Source organism: Ruegeria sp. CJ9 (assembly GCF_056536625.1).
Genome location: NZ_JBQFPY010000004.1, coordinates 211,987 through 229,807, shown reverse-complemented (window position 1 = coordinate 229,807; position 17,821 = coordinate 211,987). Strand labels below are relative to the sequence as shown.

Genomic DNA, 17,821 nt, shown 5'->3' with positions numbered 1-17,821 from the left:
CCCCGCGCCCTTTTCCGTGGTTTTTAGCGGAAGGGCGGTGCGTAAAGCAGACCGCCATCAGTCCACTGAGCGTTCAGGCCGCGTGCCAGACCGATCGGAGTTTCTTCACCGATGTTCTTGGCAAACACTTCGCCATAGTTGCCGCCGACTTTGATCGCGCGCTGTGCCCAGTTCGCGTCCAGACCCAGCATCTCACCCAGCGTACCTTCGGTACCCAACAGGCGGTTTACCTCTGGGTTGTCGGTGGCACCGCTGGACATCTCGTCGATGTTCGCCGAGGTTACACCCAGCTCTTCCGCCGCGATCAGTGCGTTGAGGGTCCAGCGGACCACATCGCCCCATTCGTGATCGCCATGACGGACCAGCGGGCCCAGCGGCTCTTTCGAGATGATTTCGGGCAGGATCACGTGATCACCAGCGTTTTCAAAGGTGGCACGAGTTGCCGCCAGGCCAGATGCGTCGGTGGTATAGACGTCACAGGCACCAGCCAGATACTGCTGCTGCGCTTCGGCGTTGGTTTCGATCGGAACCGGCTCATAGCTCATGTTGTTTATGCGGAAGAAATCCGCCAGGTTGAGCTCGGTCGTAGTGCCGGTCTGGATGCAGACCGTCGCGCCGTCCAGTTCCTTGGCCGAGCTGACGCCCAGAGCCTTGGGAACCATGAAACCCTGACCATCATAATAGTTGATGCCGACGAATTCGAACTTCAGGTCGACGTCGCGGCTGAAGGTCCAAGTGGTGTTGCGGGCCAGCATGTCGATCTCGCCCGAAGCCAGCGCGGTAAAGCGTGTCTTACCGGTGGTCGGAATGAATTCTACAGCGGTCGGATCGTCCAGAACGGCGGCTGCAACGGCGCGGCACACGGCCACGTCAAAGCCCTGCCATTCGCCATTGGCGTCCGGGCTGGCAAAGCCGGGAACACCGGTCGCCACGCCACAGTTCAGTTTGCCGCGCGCCTTGACATCATCAGCAGTCCCCGCCGCAGCCGCACCAGCAGCCAGGCCGGCGATGGTTGCCACGCCCAAGATTACGGATTTTTTCATTTTTACCTCTTCCTGATTTCCCGTCCCTATCCAGAGACGGCTCTGTCCGGCACCTTTGGCACCAGAAAGGTTTCCCCAAAGGTGTCTCCCCTTTAGTGGGCACGAGTTTGGGCGTATTCATAAACAAACGTCAAGGCCCGGATCAGGGAAAACGATGAGTCAATTCAAAGATGACTCGTTCCACGTTGGAAAATCAGGCTGTAAGGGATCAAATCGAGAGGTCAAAAAATCTTTTTGCGTGCAAAAAGGCCGCCTTTTTGGTTTCCGCTACGTCAAATGCCTCATCGTCGTGGCCCCATTGCTCAATCTGCCAAATTTCATCCAGCCTGGACATTTGCCAGATTTCTTCAACATTGCGCCAGTTCAGAGCAGTCGCAAAACCAAGGACAAGCGAGCCTGACAAGCTGACAAGATCATGGAATGCGGCCAGTTGAAAATCGTTAAGCTGATGAACACGCAGCTTTAGGGTGTTCAAAGCTGTTTCCGATTGCGGCTGATGCAACACACCAGCCACGGGCAACAGCCGCGCAGATAGCACCTCGGCCGCCCAGTCCAGGGCCGGGTCCCATTGCTCGGCCTGACGTTTTTGCAACTCTTGCGGGTGCGCCGCGCGGTAGCACAGCAAATCCGAATCCCCATAATCGGCCAACATGTCCGCAACCTCGGCGTGTTGATGGTGGACCTTGTCGATGGCAGCGTTGGCCGACCGTGTGAATGGCATGACTCGCGGGTCGATCTCTTTTTCCTGCGCGTCCCATTCAGCGGCAACCTGTTCGGCCATAGCATGTGTGGGCAGGATCAAGGCTGCCTTAGCCGGAGTTTTCACCCGCCGTCCGTCCAATTCGACAGTGAATCCCCCTTCGGTATCGACCACGGCACTTTCGGTCCAAAATCGCTTGGGTTTCCAATCACTCATGTTGTCAGGTCCAGATATCGTCCAGCGCTTGCGGCAGCTGGTCAAAGGTTTCAATTACACAGGTCGCACCGTCCAGAGCGGACCGGTCGTGATAGCCCCAACTGACACCGATGCCCGTCACCCCGGCGGCGCGGGCCATGTCCATGTCGAATCTTGTGTCGCCAATCATGACCGTGTTGGCCGCGTCCACCCCGGTTTCACTGCGCGCGGTGTCGATCATCGAAGGGTGCGGTTTCGACGGGTGGTGATCCGCAACCTGCCGGGTCACGAAATACCGCTCCAGCCCATGCGCCTCGATCAGTGCGTCCAGCCCGCGCTGGGACTTACCGGTGGCCACGCCCAACAATATTTCAGGCACTGCGTGCAGCGCCTCAATGGCATCCCGCGCGCCAGGATAGAGAGGAGAGCTTGCAGCGCCATTTTCAAGACGGTGCGCGTGATAGGCTTGTTTATACCCCTCGACCAGGCACTGCTGATCACTGTCCGAATGTTCTGGCGCCAGTTGTGCCATCGCGTTGGGCAGGGACAAACCAACAATGGACAGAATTGCGTTGCGGTCAGGCACCGGTAGGGACAGCGCCCGAAAACTGGCGGTCATCGCCGCGACGATGCTGCCCTGGCTATCGACAAGGGTGCCATCCACATCGAACAGCACCAAACGCAGCGGTGCGCTCATTGCAGTTCCTCGAAGGGATCATCGGCGGCCAGATCCTCGGTCCAACCAAAGGTGTCCCAGCTGTGTTTCATGTGATCCGGCAATGGCGCAGTAATGGTGATGGTCTTGCGCGTGGTGGGATGCTGGAACGAAGCCTGCCGTGCGTGCAGATGCAATTTCTTGCTGATGATACCGCCCAGTTGCGCGCCCCACCCGTCACCAAGGTTTTCCTGACCTGAGCCGCCGTATTTGCCATCGCCGATGATGGGATGCCCAATTGCGGCCATATGCGCGCGCAGCTGATGCGTGCGGCCCGTGATCGGCTCCATCGCCACCCATGCAGCGCGCCCAGCCACCCGGTAAAGCGTGGCATAGAGCGTGTGCGCCCTTTTCGCGCCCGGCGTGTCATTGATTTCGTTCAGATGCACGGGGATCATCTTTTCACCCTCACCGTGCTTGCCGTGGCCTGCGGCTTTGACCAGCCCGGTCTTGATCTCACCCAGATAGGGCGTCGGCACCCCGGCGACCAGCGCCCAATAAATCTTGCGCGTATCGCGGTGACGGAAGGCGGTAGTCAGCCCTTTGGCCGCCTCGCGCGTGCGCGCCATCAGCAATACGCCCGAGGTGTCTTTGTCCAGCCGATGCACAAGGCGGGGGCTCTCGTCATATCCAAACCGCAGCGCCTCGGACAGGCTGTCAACGTGGCGCGTCTGGCCACTGCCGCCCTGCACCGGCAGGCCTTGGGGTTTGTTCAGCGCCAGAACGTCATCATCGCGATAGATGACGCAGGACTGGATCATCTTGGCGTCGGCGTCCGAAATACGATGTTTGACCTCGGCAGGTTTGTGATCGGCATCGGGCAAAGGCGGTACACGAACGACCTGACCAGCCTCAAGCCGGGTCGAGCCTTTCACCCGCCCGCCTTCAACCCGCAGCTCGCCCTTGCGGCACATCTTTTCGATGCGCCCCTGGCTGACATGGGGAAACAGGCGGCGCAGCCACCGGTCCAACCGCTGGTCGCCGTCACCTTCTGCCACGGTGATCATCTGTACGCCGCTCATGCCGATATCCCCTGCGTCGCGCGACGTGTCCGCGCGCTAAGCCTGTCTGTACGTGTCCTAGAAAACATGCGCGTCTGTGGCCTGCTGCACCGCAAGAGTCAAGCCGACCTTACCCGTTGCGCTGGGCCCGCAGCTTGGCAAAATAATCCAGCCGCTTTTTCAACTCGCGTTCGAACCCACGTTCGACCGGCTGATACAGTTCAGGCCGGTCCATACCGTCAGGGAAATAGTTCTGACCCGAAAAGCCATCTTCGGCATCGTGGTCATAGGCATAGCCCGCGCCATAGCCCTGATCCTTCATCAACGAGGTCGGCGCATTCAGGATATGCTTGGGAGGTGGTTCGCTGCCCGATTGCTTGGCCAGCCGCATCGCCGCCTTGTAACCGACGTAAGCGCCGTTCGATTTGGGGGCCAGGGCCAGGTAGACCAGCGCCTGTGCCAAGGCCAGTTCCCCCTCGGGACTGCCCAGCCGTTCATAGGTCTGCCATGACTGCACGCAGATCGCCTGTGCCTGCGGGTCGGCCAGACCGATATCCTCAACCGCCATCCGGGTGATCCGCCGCGCCAAATATCGCGGGTCTTCGCCCCCCGTCAGCATCCGCGCGAACCAATAAAGGGCAGCGTCCGGATCTGACCCGCGGACCGATTTGTGCAAGGCTGAGATCAGGTTGTAATGCTCATCCCCCGATTTGTCGTATTTTGCTGCACGCCGCATCAACCGGGTCGACAGCGCATCCGGGTCCAGCGGCGCATCGACCTTCCACGCCGCGATCTGCTCGATCAGGTTCAACAGCGCACGCCCGTCACCATCGGCCATTTCCTGCAACGCCTCACGGGCAGGCCCGGTCAGCGGCAATGCGCGGTCCAGCTCTTTCTCGGCCCTTTGGGTCAACCGTTCCAGATCGGTCAGGCTGAGCCGTTCCAGCACCAGCACTTGCGCCCGGCTGAGCACAGCCGCGTTCAGCTCAAAGGACGGGTTTTCGGTCGTGGCCCCAACCAGCAGGATCGTCCCATCCTCCATATGGGGCAGGAACCCGTCCTGCTGGGCTTTGTTGAAACGGTGGATCTCATCCACGAACAGCAGCGTGCCCTGCCCGTTCTGGCGGCGGATCTTGGCGGCTTCGAACACTTTTTTGAGGTCCGGCACGCCAGTGAAAATTGCGCTGATCTGAACGAAATGCAGATCGGTTTCCTGCGCCAGCAGCCGCGCGATGGTTGTTTTTCCCACCCCCGGCGGCCCCCAGAACACCAGACTGGACAAGCTGCCCGAAGCCAGCATGACCCCCAGCGGTGCCTCCGGACCCAAGACCTGAGCCTGCCCGATTACCTCAGCCAGCGCTTGCGGCCGCAACCGATCCGCCAGCGGCCGATGCGCAGGCGGTGCGGGCGCGGCGGCCCCGGTGTCGAACAGATCGCTCACGCGTTACAACCGGAACCGCAGGGAAACCGAACGGCCACCGCGCAGGATGTCAAAATTCAACCTGCGCCCCGGATCGGTCAGCGCATCGACTATGTCTTGCGGGTGGTCGATCTGCGCGCCGTTGATGCCATTAACCACATCACCCACACGCAGCCCAGACCGCCCTCCGTATCGGTCTGCGTCCACCACAACAACGCCGGTTTGCGACAGCACCAGCCCCAGCCGCGTGATGACCGCCGGATTAACGCGTGAGACCGTCAACCCAGGCATGACTGTCTGGTCATCCAGCGTGGTCTCGTCGGCTGACGGGGTCTCAGGTGCCCGGACAAGGGCTACTTCCAGATCCGAGCTTTCCTCGCCGCGCAACCGGGTCAAAACCGATGTGCCGCCGACACCCGCCACCGACATGCGGAACTTCATCTCGGCCGGAGAGTTCACTTCATCCCCGTCTACGTGGGTCACCACGTCACCGACGCGCAGCCCTGCATCGGCAAGCGGGCTAAGGGGGTGCAGGTCTGAGATTACCACGCCCAACGGGATCACCAGACCCAGCGACTCGGCGATATCAGCGCTCATATGCTGACCTGCCATTCCCGCCCAAGGGCTGACGAAATGGTCATTACCCTCCTGCGCTTGCCGCAGGAACTCGGCCACTAAATTGGCCGGGATCGCAAATCCAATGCCGTTTGATCCGCCCGAGCGGGTCAGAATGGCCGTATTTATCCCGATCAGATCCCCGTTCACGTCAATCAGCGCCCCACCCGAGTTTCCCGGATTGATCGCCGCATCCGTCTGGATGAAATAACCGCGCGCGTTGCCGGTCGCAGCCCCGGTCCGGGCCAGCCCTGAGATGATGCCCGACGACACGGTCTGTCCCACCCCGAACGGGTTGCCGATGGCCAGCGCCAGTTCCCCCACCGCGACTTGATCGGAGTCGCGCAGTTCCAGGAACGGCAGATCGTCAGCCTCTTGCAGGCGCAAAATGGCGATATCGCTTTCCTTGTCACCCAGTACCACCTGGGCCGAATACTCCCGCCGATCCGTCGTCACCACGCGAATTTCCGTGGCAGTACCAACCACATGGTAGTTCGAAACGACGTAACCATCCTGCGAAAGGATTACGCCGGACCCCAGCGAGTTCTGCACTCGCGGGCGCGGCTCGGCCGTGCCGCCGCCAAAGAAATCCCGAAAGAACGGGTCCGAGAAAAACGGGTTGGCCCGCCCCTGCCGCACGATCTTAGCATAGATGTTGACGACCGCCGGTGAGGCCTCTTTGACCACCGGGGCGAAACCCAACGATATCTCGGCTTGTGATTGCGGCACGCGGGTGTCCGCAGTGGCTACCGAGGCGCATGCGAAGGAAAGAGCGATAAGTGTCGCGCGGAACATATAGACCTCAACTTGCAGAGTTGCGTTGGATATGCGCCCGCGCGAAACGTAATGCAAGCTTCCGGTGACAGTCAGTTAAGAGGAGCGTTCAACCGCGTACCCTTGGTAATGATCCCGCCGCGATTGCCAACATCAATGGTTCCGTAGCGCTGCTTGAACACCTCAGGCAATTCGCGGTCTCCCTCGGGGGATAACCAAAGTCGGAACAGATGACGCCGCTCGTCCGGGTTCGGCCAGTCGGTGAACCCTGTCCGGTCATGCAGCTGAGAATGATTATAAACGAACTGCATGTCTCCGGGTTGCAGCCGCATGGTCAGGTACATTTCTGGATCATTTGCTAACGCATCAAACCTGTCCAACGCCGCGACATGGTCGGGTGTCAGGCGCATGGCATCAGGAAACCTTTGCGCGCTATCGATATACTGGCGCTGGTAGAACACGGTGAGCTTGCCGTCGTGCCAGCAAAATGGAGGGATCGTCATGAATGGTTGCATGCCTTCCGGCACTTCGCCCCGGCGATCGGTCGCGATGGGGTCGAACAAACGCTGCAGCAGGTCGGGGCACTCGGCACGCATTCGATTATAGATGGTTTCGGCACTGACCAACAGTGAATCCCCGCCCTCTTTGGCGTCACGCAAACATAGCAGCCCGACGATATCGGCGCTGTCCGTGTGAAAGGTCTGCCGCTCGTGGGTCTGGTAAATCCGCGTGTTCGGGTCATTGGCATCCGCGCCAATGTCACGGACATGCCCTAGAATGTGGCCCTGAGCGTTCTGTGAGCGGGCAGACCCCAGATGTGCCCCCGCCCCGCAGAAAATAGCCGCTGCCATCTCTTGCGTGTACGATTGCACCGGAAGGCCCCGGACTACCTCAAATCCGATCCCATTGATCAATTTGTCGCGCAGATGTTGCAGATGGCCGTCAAACCGTTGTAACGGAAAATCCGCTTTTGAAATTTCCCCGATGTCGCGCCCCAAGCTCAGATAGTGACGGGCAGCTTGTTCAAGATCGGCGATGTCCTCGGGCGAAAGGTCGACAATCCATTCATGCTCGCGAGCGCTCATCTGTTGTCCGGTCCAAGCGGAAGGTCCTGTGAATTCACTGGGGATCTCGGATATTTCCGTCATCATCTGTACTCCACACATATTTTTCAGGATAACGCGGGAAAGATGGTTTTTCATTGCCGTAAATCGCCGGAAATGACGTTAGTTAGACGATAGACCTGTACTGTCCGCCTGCAAACAGGTGGCGCACGCATCATTCAATCGGCGACCAATCCTGACCGGGATCGTAGGACGTAAAATCCGCAGTTATTTCCAGTGTTTCGGGGCCAAAATCCGCCTCGAAAACAATTCCGTTTTCGCCCACAAGGAATGAATGGATACCGGTTTCACCATATTCGGCTGGAACTGCCAACAGGGCGTGCCCGGCGACAAACCTATCACCGACAAAATAGGAATAAGCGCCACCCGGTGCATTTGGACCCTGCTCTTGTAGGATAGTATAGTAATACCCTAGGAAGGGCTCGGCCTCGTAATCAACCTCGCCATCACTCCAACCCGAAGCGGCAGCGCGGGCCAGTGCTGCACCGACAAAGCTGTCTTCTTCGGGCCAGAACAACCCGTTTCTGACGCCTGGATCCGCAATAATCGTCTGAGCAAATTCCATAACGCCATCACCATTGTGATCGACCAGCCTGAACGCAGCCTGAAGATCGACGTAAGCCTCAAGCAGTTCGATCACGTCCAGTTCGTTCAAGCCAATCTCGCGCGCCGAAAGTTCCTCGATGCCGGCTTCGAGATCGAATTGCCAGCCGTCTTCGCCTCGTGAAATGGGGATCGGGAATGGCCAGCTGTCTTCGCCCAACAAAAGAACGACGCCGTCCTCGTCGGGCTGAAATCGGTAACCCTCGGCGTACATGGCAAGTACTTCCTGCCGCCTTTCCTGATCCTCGACAGGATCACCTGTCCCGATCAGGTCTTCCGCCTCGGGCCCAAAAATCTCCAGCAACTTGCCTTGGTCATCCGCCCTCAGGGCATCAACAAAGGCATCAAGGGCAGTTTGCGGCGTGTCGAACCGAACCCCATCTGAAACTGCCGCACCCGCAGTTGCGGTAAGAAAAATAATGGAAAACACCGAATTACGCATCTTACCGTCTCCGCTTGCCTTTGGCGGCATGGCCGCGATTGGACGCGCTGTGGGTTCTTTTCCCTGACGCCTTTTTCTTCATCGCCTGCCCCTTGGAGGCCTGTGGCTTGCGCTGAGCCGCTTTCTTGGCCTGAGGCTTCTTGGCAGCTTGGGGTCTTTGTTGGACAGGCTTTTTCGCAGTCTCCGGTCTTTGCTTGGTACGCTCGACGGCTTGCTGCTTGGCTGCGGCCTTATCCCGGTCGACATTGCCCCGGTTCACCTGTGGCAGGTCTTTCTTTCCACTGTCCCGGTTGGCAAGCGCACCGCCAGCGACGGCTCCTGCGCCCGCTCCGGCGGCAACCGCTGCTGCCCGCTCACGCGAAGCGCCATCCCGACTAATATCGGCAGCACCAGATTCGCGGCTCAGTTTCGCGCGCAACTCATCTGTGCGTCCTTCGGGACGGTTCACTGGCAGATCGCCACGGCCACTTTCGGGCCTTTTGTGGTTCGAGATTTTATCCTGTGCCTGTTTTTTGCGGTCAGGATCGGGTTGCCATCCGATGTCCGTCCGGTCCCCAAGATCAATGTCCCTGTCGATATTGACGTTGCGGTCGACATCAATGTCGATATCGGGGTTCCTGATGATGGGTTGACCATTCCATCCGCCACAATTCCGACAGCCCCAATAGTCGTACCAATCATCATCGTCGTCAAAAATTTCGTCAATTAGTGCGACCGTTCCAAAGGTCAGTAACGCCGCACCAACCACATCCCCTGTCGATGGACCGGTATAAACTGTTTCGGGGTTGTATTGCGGCACATATACCGTCTCGGTGTTTGTGGGCGTGATGACTACTGTTTCGTCTTCGGCCACTTCAACTGTTTGTTCAGGGCCTGAAACTAATGCGCCACTGTCGATCGCCTGGTCCCGCATCACCTGAACAGCGTCCATCACATCGTCGGACTGGGCCAGCATCGCGGTACCCATGGTTTCGGTCCAGTCAATATGAGTGGCCATCTGCCCGACAACTTCGGGAAACGCCGTTGCAAGAACACTGACCGAAGGATCCCAGCCCATGGCATCGATTTCCGGCTCCAACTCAGCGGGGTCACGGTCGGCGTTGTCCAGCAAGAAACGCTCGGCCTTTACAATTTCCAACGGCTGGGTAGCGGCGACAAATATCTGGATAAGCAACGTGTCTGGATAAAGAGCGACCGGTGCAACCAATGTTTGCAGCTCGGCATCTGTCAACAGATCAGATTGATCAGTTGACGTTTCTTCGGCCGCGGGATCATTGGATGTTTCCTGAGCATAAAGCGCGGTTGATGCGCCAATACCGAGCATAAAAATCAGATACCTAAACATATTGCGATCCTTTAATTTCTTAAAGGATCACCCAAGATTGCGATTCTGGCAACAGGAGGACCAGTTGGCCGCTTGGTCCGCGGAATCAAAAACCCCCGCGTCCGGAGACACGGGGGTCAGAATTCAGAAAGCCGGGCTTTCTTATTCTTCGTCTGCAGCCTCTTCGGCGGCAACGCGGGCCTTGTCGGCCGCGCCTTTGGCGTCGACGTCGCGATCCACGAATTCGATGATCGCCATCGGGGCCATATCGCCATAGCGGAAGCCAGCTTTCAGAATGCGGACATAACCGCCCTGACGCTCGGCATAGCGGGGGCCCAGAACTTCGAACAGCTTTGCGACGTATTGGTCTTCTTTCAGCTGCGATGCGGCCTGGCGGCGGGCGTGCAGGTCTCCGCGCTTGCCCAGGGTGATCAGTTTTTCAACGATCGGGCGCAGTTCTTTTGCCTTCGGCAGAGTCGTTTTGATCTGCTCATGCTCGATGAGCGAGCCAGCCATGTTCGCAAACAGCGCCTTACGGTGCTCATGTGTACGGTTCAGGCGGCGGTAACCACGTGCGTGACGCATTTTCTAGTTCCTTCTTTCGCGTTTTGCTTTGTCTGGCCGGCGATGCGTGTCACCGGCTCTCCTTGGGGCGGAAGTGCCCTTGTTGTCCCCGGCAACCCATTTTCGGGCCGGGCATTGGAGAAGACGCGTTTAGAACGCGTCTTCGAATTTCTTCGCCAGATCTTCGATGTTGTCGGGCGGCCAGTCCTCGACATCCATGCCGAGGTGCAGACCCATGCCGGACAGCACTTCTTTGATCTCGTTCAGCGACTTGCGGCCGAAGTTCGGGGTGCGCAGCATCTCGGCTTCGGTCTTCTGGATCAGGTCGCCGATGTAAACGATGTTGTCGTTCTTCAGGCAGTTTGCCGAACGGACAGACAGTTCCAGCTCGTCCACTTTCTTCAGCAGCAGCGGGTTGAACTCCAGACCATCGTCCTCGTCCTGGCGGCCAGCCGATTCCGGCTCGTCGAAGTTGACGAAGATCGACAGCTGGTCCTGCAGGATACGAGCGGCAAAGGCCAGCGCGTCTTCCGGTGTGATCGAGCCATCGGTTTCGATCTTCAGGGTCAGCTTGTCATAGTCCAGAACCTGACCTTCACGGGTCGGCTGAACGTCATAGGCAACCTTTTTGACCGGCGAATAGATCGCATCGATCGGGATCAGGCCGATAGGTGCGTCTTCTGGCTTGTTCTTTTCAGCCGAGACGTAGCCTTTGCCGGTGTTGACGGTCAGTTCCATGAACAGGTCAGCGCCATCGTCCAGGTGGCAGATGACGTGATCGCGGTTCAGAACCTCGATACCAGCGCTTTCGCTGATGTCGCCGGCAGTGACAACTGCGGGGCCTTTCGCATTGATCGACAGACGCTTGGGGCCTTCGACTTCCATGCGCAGGGCAACCTGCTTGAGGTTCAGGATGATGTCGGTGACGTCTTCACGAACGCCTGCGACCGAGGAGAACTCGTGCAGGACGTTGTCGATCTGGACGCTGGTGATGGCCGCGCCTTGCAGCGAGCTCATCAGAACGCGGCGCAGCGCGTTGCCCAAAGTCAGACCAAAGCCACGCTCCAGAGGCTCGGCAACCAGAGTCGCCTGACGTGCAGGATCGTTGCCCGGCTTGCCTTCCAGCTGGGTCGGCTTGATCAATTCAGCCCAATTCTTATGGATCATGTAATCCCTCCATTCCTGTCCGCGCCCCATGACCAACAAGGTGCAGACGCCCGAGGTTCAAAATGACGTGCTGGGGCCGTGCAAAAAACACAGCCCCAGCTCAATTCAAAATCGCTTAGACGCGACGACGCTTCGGCGGACGGCAGCCGTTGTGAGCGATCGGAGTCACGTCACGGATCGACGTGATGTTGAAGCCCACAGCAGCCAGCGCGCGCAGAGCCGATTCACGACCCGAACCGGGGCCCTGAACTTCGACTTCCAGCGTCTTGACGCCATGTTCCTGCGCCTTCTTGCCTGCGTCTTCTGCAGCCATCTGAGCGGCGTAGGGTGTCGATTTCCGCGATCCCTTGAAGCCCATAGTACCGGCAGACGACCACGAGATGGCGTTGCCCTGTACGTCCGAGATCAGGATCTTGGTGTTGTTGAAGGTCGAATTCACATGGGCGACGCCCGATGCGATGTTCTTACGCTCTTTGCGCTTAACGCGAGTCTTATCACGTGCCATCAGTCAGACCCTCCCTTATTTCTTCTTACCAGCGATGGCCTTTGCAGGGCCTTTGCGGGTACGAGCATTGGTGTGGGTACGCTGACCGCGAACCGGCAGGTTGCGGCGGTGACGCAGACCGCGATAGCAGCCCAGGTCCATCAAGCGTTTGACGTTCATCTGAACTTCACGGCGCAGGTCACCTTCGACGGTGAAGTTGGCGTCGATGTGCTCGCGGATGGCCAGAACTTCGGCGTCGGACAGTTCGTTAACGCGACGGGTCGCGTCGATACCTACGGCTTCGCAGATCGCTTTGGCCGAGGTGTTTCCGATACCGGTGATATATGTGAGGGCGATAGGTACCCGCTTTGCAGTCGGGATGTTTACGCCGGCAATACGTGCCACGTGTCACTTTCCTTTTCGTTGCGGTTCCGTAACTCCAGAACCTTTTTTCACAACGCTTTACCGTGGCAGTGAGGCCAGAGGGTTCAGCATTATTCGAGGTGGTCGGGGCAATTGGGACGAATCCCGCATGCGGTCTTGATTCCCTTTAGGGATGGGGGTCGATATGGGCTTTTGGCAACGCCGTCAAGCCCATATTGATATCAGCCAAGGATCGCCTCAATCGACGCGGTGACTTCCTTGATATCCGCCAGTCCGTTCACGGGGCGCAGATCGCCCTTGGCGTAGTAATAGCCGATCAGCGGCGAGGTCTTCTTGTAATATTCCATCAGACGCGTACGCAGGCTGTCTTCGTTGTCATCTGCACGACGCTGGAAGTCATTTTCCTTACCGCAATTGGTGCACTTGCCGTCTGCCGGAATCGGTTTGGTGATGTCGTTATAAACCTCACCACACCCGCCGCAGGTCGAACGCGCCGTAATACGGCCCACCAACGCATCATCATCGACGCGCATTTCGATCACTGTGTGCAACGACTGACCCAGCTTGGTCAGCAACGCCGCCAGTGCATCGGCCTGCGCTAGCGTACGGGGGAAGCCGTCAAAGATGAAACCGGCGCCTGTTTCGGTGGTCAGCTTCTCTTCGATCAGGCCGATCACGATCTCATCGGTGACCAGCTTGCCCGCATCCATGATCGCCGCAACCTTCTGCCCCATCTCGGTGCCCGAGGTCTTGGCCTCGCGCAGCATGTCGCCAGTGCTTAACTGAACCATGCCGCGTGTTTCGACCAGGTGGCGCGCCTGCGTCCCTTTACCGGCCCCCGGGGGCCCAAGAAGAATGATGTTCATCGACGAGAGGGTCCCTTCCTGCCGCGTTTCTTACCTTTGCCGCGCAGTTGGGACTTTTCAATCAGCCCTTCGTATTGGTGCGCAAGCAGGTGGCTCTGAACCTGTTGGATCGTGTCCATGGTCACAGAGACGATAATCAGAACCGAGGTGCCTCCGAAATAGAACGGGATGGCAAACTGGCCCCGAAGGATTTCAGGTAGCAGACAGACCGCCGCCAGATAGGCCGAACCCAGAACGAGCACGCGGTTGACAACGTATTCCAGATACTCGGCGGTTTTCTTGCCCGGACGGATACCCGGCACAAAACCGTTCTGCTTTTTCAGGTTGTCCGCCACATCGTCCGGTTTGAACGACACGTTGAACGTATAGAAATAGGCAAAGAACACGATCATCGAGGCGAAGAACAGCAGGTACAACGGCTGTCCGGGGCCAAAGTTGGCTAGCAGCCACGACATCACCGGCCCGTTGGTCGCACCCGACGAGAAGGTCGAGATCGTCACGGGCAACAGAAGCAGCGAGCTTGCAAAGATCGCCGGGATAACGCCCGCCGGGTTCACTTTGACCGGCAGGTGGCTGGAACCACCTTCATAGATCTTCATACCGGCCTGACGGCGCGGATATTGGATGTGGATCTTGCGCAAGGCCCGCTCCATGAACACCACAAAGGTAATCACGGCGATAACCATCACGATCACACCCACGATCACTGCAGGGCTGATTGCACCGCTGCGTCCGCTGGCAAAGAACTGCGCCAATGCGGCCGGAACCTCGGCAATGATGCCGACGAAGATGATCAGAGAGATACCGTTACCGATGCCACGTGCGGTAATCTGCTCACCCAGCCACATCAGGAACATGGTGCCGCCAACCAGTGTAATCATGGTCGACATACGGAAGAACATGCCCGGATCGGTCGCCAGATCACCCGATTCCAGCGATACGGCCAGACCATAGGCCTGAACGGTGGCCAGAGCCACGGTGCCGAAACGGGTATACTGGTTGATTTTCTTGCGTCCCTGCTCGCCCTCTTTCTTGAGCTGTTCAAGCGCGGGAACCATAGATGTCAGCAGCTGCACAATGATCGAGGCTGAAATGTAGGGCATGATGCCGAGGGCAAAGATACCCATCCGTCCCAGCGCCCCGCCAGTAAACATCGAAACCATGCCGCCGATGCCCTGCCCCGCCTGCTCCATGAATTCGCGCAGGGCCTGCCCGTCGATCCCCGGCACCGGAATAAAGGTGCCCAGGCGATAAACGATCAACAAACCCAGCGTAAACAGGATGCGGTTGCGCAGATCGGTGGCTTTGCCCAGGGCAGACCAGCTTGTGTTGGCTGCCATTTGTTCTGCTGCTGATACCATAAATCGGTCTCTCTTATGAAAACACCGCCCGGAACCGTTTTCCGGCTCGGGCGGCGTCTGGGAAAACTCTGAGGACTATGTAAGCGGGTCTTTGCCCGCTCACAAGCGCTTACTCTGCCGCAGCAGCTTTTGTGACCGTCAGTGAACCGCCCGCTTTTTCGACTGCCTCAACGGCAGCTTTCGAAGCACCGGTGACTTCCAGGTTCAGCTTGGCGCTGATTTCGCCCTTGGCCAGAACGCGGATGCCGTCCAGCTTGCGACGCACCAGACCGGACGCAACCAGCGCGTCCTCGGTGATCGCAGCTTTGGCGTCCAGCTTGCCGGCGTCGACGAATTTCTGGATCAAACCCAGGTTGACAACGGCGAATTCCTTGCGGTTCGGCTTGTTGAAGCCACGCTTGGGCAGGCGCTGGTACAACGGCATCTGGCCGCCTTCATAGCCATTGATGGCCACACCCGAACGGGATTTCTGGCCTTTGATACCACGGCCACCCATTTTACCTTTGCCGGAACCGGGACCACGGCCAACGCGGGTGCGTTTCGGTGTGGCGCCAGGATTGTCGCGCAATTCGTGCAGTTTCATATCGCTTCTCCTTAGCCGGATGTGACCCCCGAAGCGTGATGGGCCAACCACGGCATTTCTTGGTTTTGATTCGTATGGCGCAAGGCCACCGCAGGCGTATAGGCCCGTTGACCTCTCTTGGCAAGCCCGCGGAAGCGTACCGCGCTAGTCCTCGGCTCCACCCGCCTTTTCAGCGGACCCTTTATGCGGCCGGATGGGGGCTGCAAGTGGGTCGATACCGTGCTTCTCGACCAGTTTGCCCACCAGACTGTTCGGATCGGGTCTGCCGCCATATTTGGTCCGCATGATCGCTCGCATCCGTCGACCGTATAGATGGATCGAAACCGTATCCTCTTTCATGTAGTGGTCGATTCTAGCATTCGGCCGGGCCAGGGCACGGCGGCGCGTGAAGTTCAGCGGATAGAAAACGTGCTCGGGCAGCGCATATTTGATCTCACCCGTCTGCTTCAGTGCCCAGGTAAACGCCCGTGGCCCCCACACCCCCCAGAACACCTCAGGGACGTTTACCGGCGCTCCGTTCTGCAGCGATTCTTCCAGCGGCTTTCGGTGCCTCGGAGGCAACCACGGCGGAATGAAATAAGGATCATTGGTTAGCTCAATCAATTTGCCCAGTGTATCACTATCCTGAGGTAGAGCGAGCACGCCTGTGGCCACCTCACCTTCGAGCCGCCCATAGTAATGGCCGTTGGGTGTCGAGAAAGGCTTCAGACAGTAAGCATCGGTATCTGCCCAGATCAAATCCGCTTCTTGCGCCAGCAGTCGATACCGGAACTTGTCCGAATGAGGTGCCGGGCTTCCGGTTCGGCCATGAGTCACAAACTCGGAATCGGGCAGTACCTCACGCGCATCGCGGTGCTCGACCCCATCGGGGATGTTTGTGACGTTGTCATAAGTATAGAGGCGCACACTTTGTCCTGCGTCCAGGTAAGACTTGATGCAGAGCTGTTCCAGGAAACTCAGGGGGCCTTCGACCCACAGCATTCCAATCTGATATTCACGCGCCATACTAAGTCTTTCCGCCAAATTGAACCGAGCATAAAAGTCGCTTTTCTGGCGTGTGCCTTATATGCGGCGTCCTCGCAATGCGCCCGGTCAAAAAACTTCAGCGCTGTGACGCGATAGACTCTCAAACAAAAAAGCGGCGCCAAACGGCGCCCCTGAATTCGTGGATCAGTTTGCTGTGTTACGAGCAGTAAACGTGATCATGCGCGATGTCTTTGATATCGCAGCGGCGCACACCGATATCGTTCAGTTCGCGGTCGGTCAGGCTTTGTAGTTCCGAATAGGTGCGATTGAATTCTGCGCGCAGGGCGTAAGCCTCTTTTACCTTTGCTGCAAAGTCAGCGATGCGAGCAAAAACGGTGATGCCGTGAGTGGTTGTTGCTGTATAAGCCATATCTGAATTCCTTTCCTGATCGGGGCGTATTCCCCGATGTTTTCTTGTGTGTTCCTTGTTTGGACAGGGTTCAGATAGGAGTGTTCGGTATCGCTAACAACGAAGATTTCGGTCTAGCCGCTATGCGTGCATTGAATAGCTATGCGGGGCGCTGTGCTTAATTGGGACCTTTACTGGCTTCTCTGCTTTCGCGCACTTCTTCTGCGGGCGGTCATCGCCCGGCCATCCCGAATACTAAGCCCCATCAACGTCAGATTGGTGGCGCCAGCGATCAGTTCAACGACTTGCACAATATAAAAGCTGGTGTCGAATGATCCTGCGTTTGCTTTTGCGCTAAGGTAGATGGCGGCGGGAACAAGGATGAGAAGTCCGTTCATCGCTATGATCGGCATCCGTTTCTTCTTGGCGAGCGCCTGGACATCTTTGCGGCGACGCCCAAGAGACATGCCGGATGCACCGACAATCACCATTGCTGGCACCAGAATAAACAGTCCGCTGACGATCATGGATTTTACCGCGGCGACGGTCGCATGGGTTGCAAATAACTCGCTGTACAAGGTGGATGTCCAGAAAACGAGGATTGTAAGAAAACCTAATACTCCGGCGATGGGGTGGATGGTTCTTAACATGTTGCTACTCCGGTTATCGCATCAGGCGACGCAGTGGTTTTCAACTGCGAGCTTTCGAACAAGATGTGGCCGCGCCACAGCACTATCTGGATAGTCCGCGATCCGTCGCTGAAATTCGGGATTGGTAAATGCGTCGCGGAAACTTTGGACGTCCTGCCAGATCGCGTAGTTCACAAAGGTCGAACTGCCAGCGATGCCCTGATGGAGTTGTGTAGAAATATATCCTGGCTGAGATTTCATGAAATCTGCATCATGCGCCCAGGCCTTCAGCAGCGCCTCTTTGTCTTTGGCGTCCACTGTGAACAGGTTGATCAGCACTACCGGACCTTCTTCGGTCTGCATCTGATCTGCCAGCGTGACGATATTGTCCAACTCTTCAATACGAGCCATTTCGATTCCTCTCAATTCTTCTCCATAGCAAGCTATATATT

At 57.9% G+C, this 17,821-nt stretch carries 20 protein-coding genes; all 20 read right to left on the bottom strand.

The genetic code is table 11. The features are described from left to right. Positions 1 to 23: 23 nt before the first annotated feature. Positions 24 to 1,043, bottom strand: coding sequence for an amino acid ABC transporter substrate-binding protein (locus ACR0AJ_RS10855; protein ID WP_170351661.1), 1,020 nt, complete (start codon positions 1,041 to 1,043; stop codon positions 24 to 26). A gap of 208 nt (positions 1,044 to 1,251) precedes the next feature. Next, the gene (locus ACR0AJ_RS10850; protein WP_480740824.1) at positions 1,252 to 1,959 is read right to left on the bottom strand and encodes an ATP12 family chaperone protein; all 708 of its coding nucleotides are present in this window, start codon (positions 1,957 to 1,959) and stop codon (positions 1,252 to 1,254) included. Positions 1,960 to 1,963: 4 nt separating this feature from the next. Then, positions 1,964 to 2,635 carry an HAD-IA family hydrolase gene (locus tag ACR0AJ_RS10845; protein ID WP_170351663.1) on the bottom strand — a complete coding sequence of 224 codons (672 nt, stop codon included), beginning with the start codon at positions 2,633 to 2,635 and terminating at the stop codon, positions 1,964 to 1,966. Continuing rightward, the gene (locus tag ACR0AJ_RS10840; protein WP_480648891.1) at positions 2,632 to 3,675 is read right to left on the bottom strand and encodes an RluA family pseudouridine synthase; all 1,044 of its coding nucleotides are present in this window, start codon (positions 3,673 to 3,675) and stop codon (positions 2,632 to 2,634) included. The genes ACR0AJ_RS10845 and ACR0AJ_RS10840 overlap by 4 nt, the downstream gene beginning before the upstream one ends. A gap of 109 nt (positions 3,676 to 3,784) precedes the next feature. After that, entirely contained in the window at positions 3,785 to 5,095 is a 1,311-nt protein-coding gene (locus ACR0AJ_RS10835) for a replication-associated recombination protein A (RefSeq protein ID WP_170553330.1), read from the bottom strand. A 3-nt stretch (positions 5,096 to 5,098) separates the two neighbouring features. Beyond that, positions 5,099 to 6,484, bottom strand: coding sequence for a trypsin-like peptidase domain-containing protein (locus ACR0AJ_RS10830; RefSeq protein WP_480740823.1), 1,386 nt, complete (start codon positions 6,482 to 6,484; stop codon positions 5,099 to 5,101). A 71-nt stretch (positions 6,485 to 6,555) separates the two neighbouring features. Beyond that, positions 6,556 to 7,548 (bottom strand): TauD/TfdA family dioxygenase, encoded by a 993-nt coding sequence (locus ACR0AJ_RS10825; RefSeq protein ID WP_254429609.1) that lies wholly within the window; start codon positions 7,546 to 7,548, stop codon positions 6,556 to 6,558. Positions 7,549 to 7,741: 193 nt separating this feature from the next. Continuing rightward, the gene (locus ACR0AJ_RS10820; RefSeq protein WP_170351667.1) at positions 7,742 to 8,632 is read right to left on the bottom strand and encodes a DUF2950 family protein; all 891 of its coding nucleotides are present in this window, start codon (positions 8,630 to 8,632) and stop codon (positions 7,742 to 7,744) included. A 1-nt stretch (position 8,633) separates the two neighbouring features. Further along, positions 8,634 to 9,977: a DUF3300 domain-containing protein gene (locus tag ACR0AJ_RS10815; RefSeq protein WP_170351668.1), complete on the bottom strand. Its 1,344-nt coding sequence runs from the start codon at positions 9,975 to 9,977 to the stop codon at positions 8,634 to 8,636. 141 nt (positions 9,978 to 10,118) lie between these two features. Then, on the bottom strand, positions 10,119 to 10,541 hold the full coding sequence (rplQ, locus tag ACR0AJ_RS10810) for a 50S ribosomal protein L17 (RefSeq protein WP_170351669.1): 423 nt from the start codon (positions 10,539 to 10,541) through the stop codon (positions 10,119 to 10,121). A 129-nt stretch (positions 10,542 to 10,670) separates the two neighbouring features. Beyond that, entirely contained in the window at positions 10,671 to 11,687 is a 1,017-nt protein-coding gene (locus tag ACR0AJ_RS10805; protein WP_058276312.1) for a DNA-directed RNA polymerase subunit alpha, read from the bottom strand. Between the two features lie 115 nt (positions 11,688 to 11,802). Next, entirely contained in the window at positions 11,803 to 12,192 is a 390-nt protein-coding gene (gene rpsK / locus ACR0AJ_RS10800) for a 30S ribosomal protein S11 (RefSeq protein ID WP_008757289.1), read from the bottom strand. 15 nt (positions 12,193 to 12,207) lie between these two features. After that, positions 12,208 to 12,576 carry a 30S ribosomal protein S13 gene (gene rpsM, locus ACR0AJ_RS10795; protein ID WP_058272383.1) on the bottom strand — a complete coding sequence of 123 codons (369 nt, stop codon included), beginning with the start codon at positions 12,574 to 12,576 and terminating at the stop codon, positions 12,208 to 12,210. Positions 12,577 to 12,776: 200 nt separating this feature from the next. After that, entirely contained in the window at positions 12,777 to 13,421 is a 645-nt protein-coding gene (locus tag ACR0AJ_RS10790) for an adenylate kinase (protein ID WP_170351670.1), read from the bottom strand. Beyond that, positions 13,418 to 14,782, bottom strand: coding sequence for a preprotein translocase subunit SecY (gene secY, locus ACR0AJ_RS10785; RefSeq protein WP_058283501.1), 1,365 nt, complete (start codon positions 14,780 to 14,782; stop codon positions 13,418 to 13,420). The genes ACR0AJ_RS10790 and secY overlap by 4 nt, the downstream gene beginning before the upstream one ends. A gap of 109 nt (positions 14,783 to 14,891) precedes the next feature. Next, positions 14,892 to 15,365 (bottom strand): 50S ribosomal protein L15, encoded by a 474-nt coding sequence (gene rplO, locus ACR0AJ_RS10780; protein WP_480648895.1) that lies wholly within the window; start codon positions 15,363 to 15,365, stop codon positions 14,892 to 14,894. A gap of 144 nt (positions 15,366 to 15,509) precedes the next feature. Beyond that, on the bottom strand, positions 15,510 to 16,370 hold the full coding sequence (locus ACR0AJ_RS10775; RefSeq protein WP_254437437.1) for a hypothetical protein: 861 nt from the start codon (positions 16,368 to 16,370) through the stop codon (positions 15,510 to 15,512). A 178-nt stretch (positions 16,371 to 16,548) separates the two neighbouring features. After that, positions 16,549 to 16,761, bottom strand: a complete 213-nt coding sequence (locus tag ACR0AJ_RS10770) for a DUF1127 domain-containing protein (protein ID WP_170351672.1) — start codon at positions 16,759 to 16,761, stop codon at positions 16,549 to 16,551. A 170-nt stretch (positions 16,762 to 16,931) separates the two neighbouring features. Then, positions 16,932 to 17,390 carry a hypothetical protein gene (locus ACR0AJ_RS10765; RefSeq protein WP_170351673.1) on the bottom strand — a complete coding sequence of 153 codons (459 nt, stop codon included), beginning with the start codon at positions 17,388 to 17,390 and terminating at the stop codon, positions 16,932 to 16,934. Positions 17,391 to 17,411: 21 nt separating this feature from the next. After that, positions 17,412 to 17,780 (bottom strand): antibiotic biosynthesis monooxygenase family protein, encoded by a 369-nt coding sequence (locus ACR0AJ_RS10760; protein WP_170351674.1) that lies wholly within the window; start codon positions 17,778 to 17,780, stop codon positions 17,412 to 17,414. Positions 17,781 to 17,821: the final 41 nt, after the last annotated feature.

Coding starts and splice junctions, on each gene's coding strand:
- rplQ (WP_170351669.1), bottom strand. CDS start 10,541: ATGCGTCACGCACGTGGTTACCGCCGCCTGAACCGTACACATGAGCAC.
- ACR0AJ_RS10825 (WP_254429609.1), bottom strand. CDS start 7,548: ATGAGCGCTCGCGAGCATGAATGGATTGTCGACCTTTCGCCCGAGGAC.
- ACR0AJ_RS10830 (WP_480740823.1), bottom strand. CDS start 6,484: ATGTTCCGCGCGACACTTATCGCTCTTTCCTTCGCATGCGCCTCGGTA.
- ACR0AJ_RS10820 (WP_170351667.1), bottom strand. CDS start 8,632: ATGCGTAATTCGGTGTTTTCCATTATTTTTCTTACCGCAACTGCGGGT.
- ACR0AJ_RS10760 (WP_170351674.1), bottom strand. CDS start 17,780: ATGGCTCGTATTGAAGAGTTGGACAATATCGTCACGCTGGCAGATCAG.
- ACR0AJ_RS10765 (WP_170351673.1), bottom strand. CDS start 17,390: ATGTTAAGAACCATCCACCCCATCGCCGGAGTATTAGGTTTTCTTACA.
- ACR0AJ_RS10840 (WP_480648891.1), bottom strand. CDS start 3,675: ATGAGCGGCGTACAGATGATCACCGTGGCAGAAGGTGACGGCGACCAG.
- ACR0AJ_RS10790 (WP_170351670.1), bottom strand. CDS start 13,421: ATGAACATCATTCTTCTTGGGCCCCCGGGGGCCGGTAAAGGGACGCAG.
- ACR0AJ_RS10805 (WP_058276312.1), bottom strand. CDS start 11,687: ATGATCCATAAGAATTGGGCTGAATTGATCAAGCCGACCCAGCTGGAA.
- secY (WP_058283501.1), bottom strand. CDS start 14,782: ATGGTATCAGCAGCAGAACAAATGGCAGCCAACACAAGCTGGTCTGCC.
- ACR0AJ_RS10855 (WP_170351661.1), bottom strand. CDS start 1,043: ATGAAAAAATCCGTAATCTTGGGCGTGGCAACCATCGCCGGCCTGGCT.
- rplO (WP_480648895.1), bottom strand. CDS start 15,365: ATGAAACTGCACGAATTGCGCGACAATCCTGGCGCCACACCGAAACGC.
- ACR0AJ_RS10850 (WP_480740824.1), bottom strand. CDS start 1,959: ATGAGTGATTGGAAACCCAAGCGATTTTGGACCGAAAGTGCCGTGGTC.
- rpsK (WP_008757289.1), bottom strand. CDS start 12,192: ATGGCACGTGATAAGACTCGCGTTAAGCGCAAAGAGCGTAAGAACATC.
- ACR0AJ_RS10845 (WP_170351663.1), bottom strand. CDS start 2,635: ATGAGCGCACCGCTGCGTTTGGTGCTGTTCGATGTGGATGGCACCCTT.
- ACR0AJ_RS10775 (WP_254437437.1), bottom strand. CDS start 16,370: ATGGCGCGTGAATATCAGATTGGAATGCTGTGGGTCGAAGGCCCCCTG.
- ACR0AJ_RS10770 (WP_170351672.1), bottom strand. CDS start 16,761: ATGGCTTATACAGCAACAACCACTCACGGCATCACCGTTTTTGCTCGC.
- ACR0AJ_RS10815 (WP_170351668.1), bottom strand. CDS start 9,977: ATGTTTAGGTATCTGATTTTTATGCTCGGTATTGGCGCATCAACCGCG.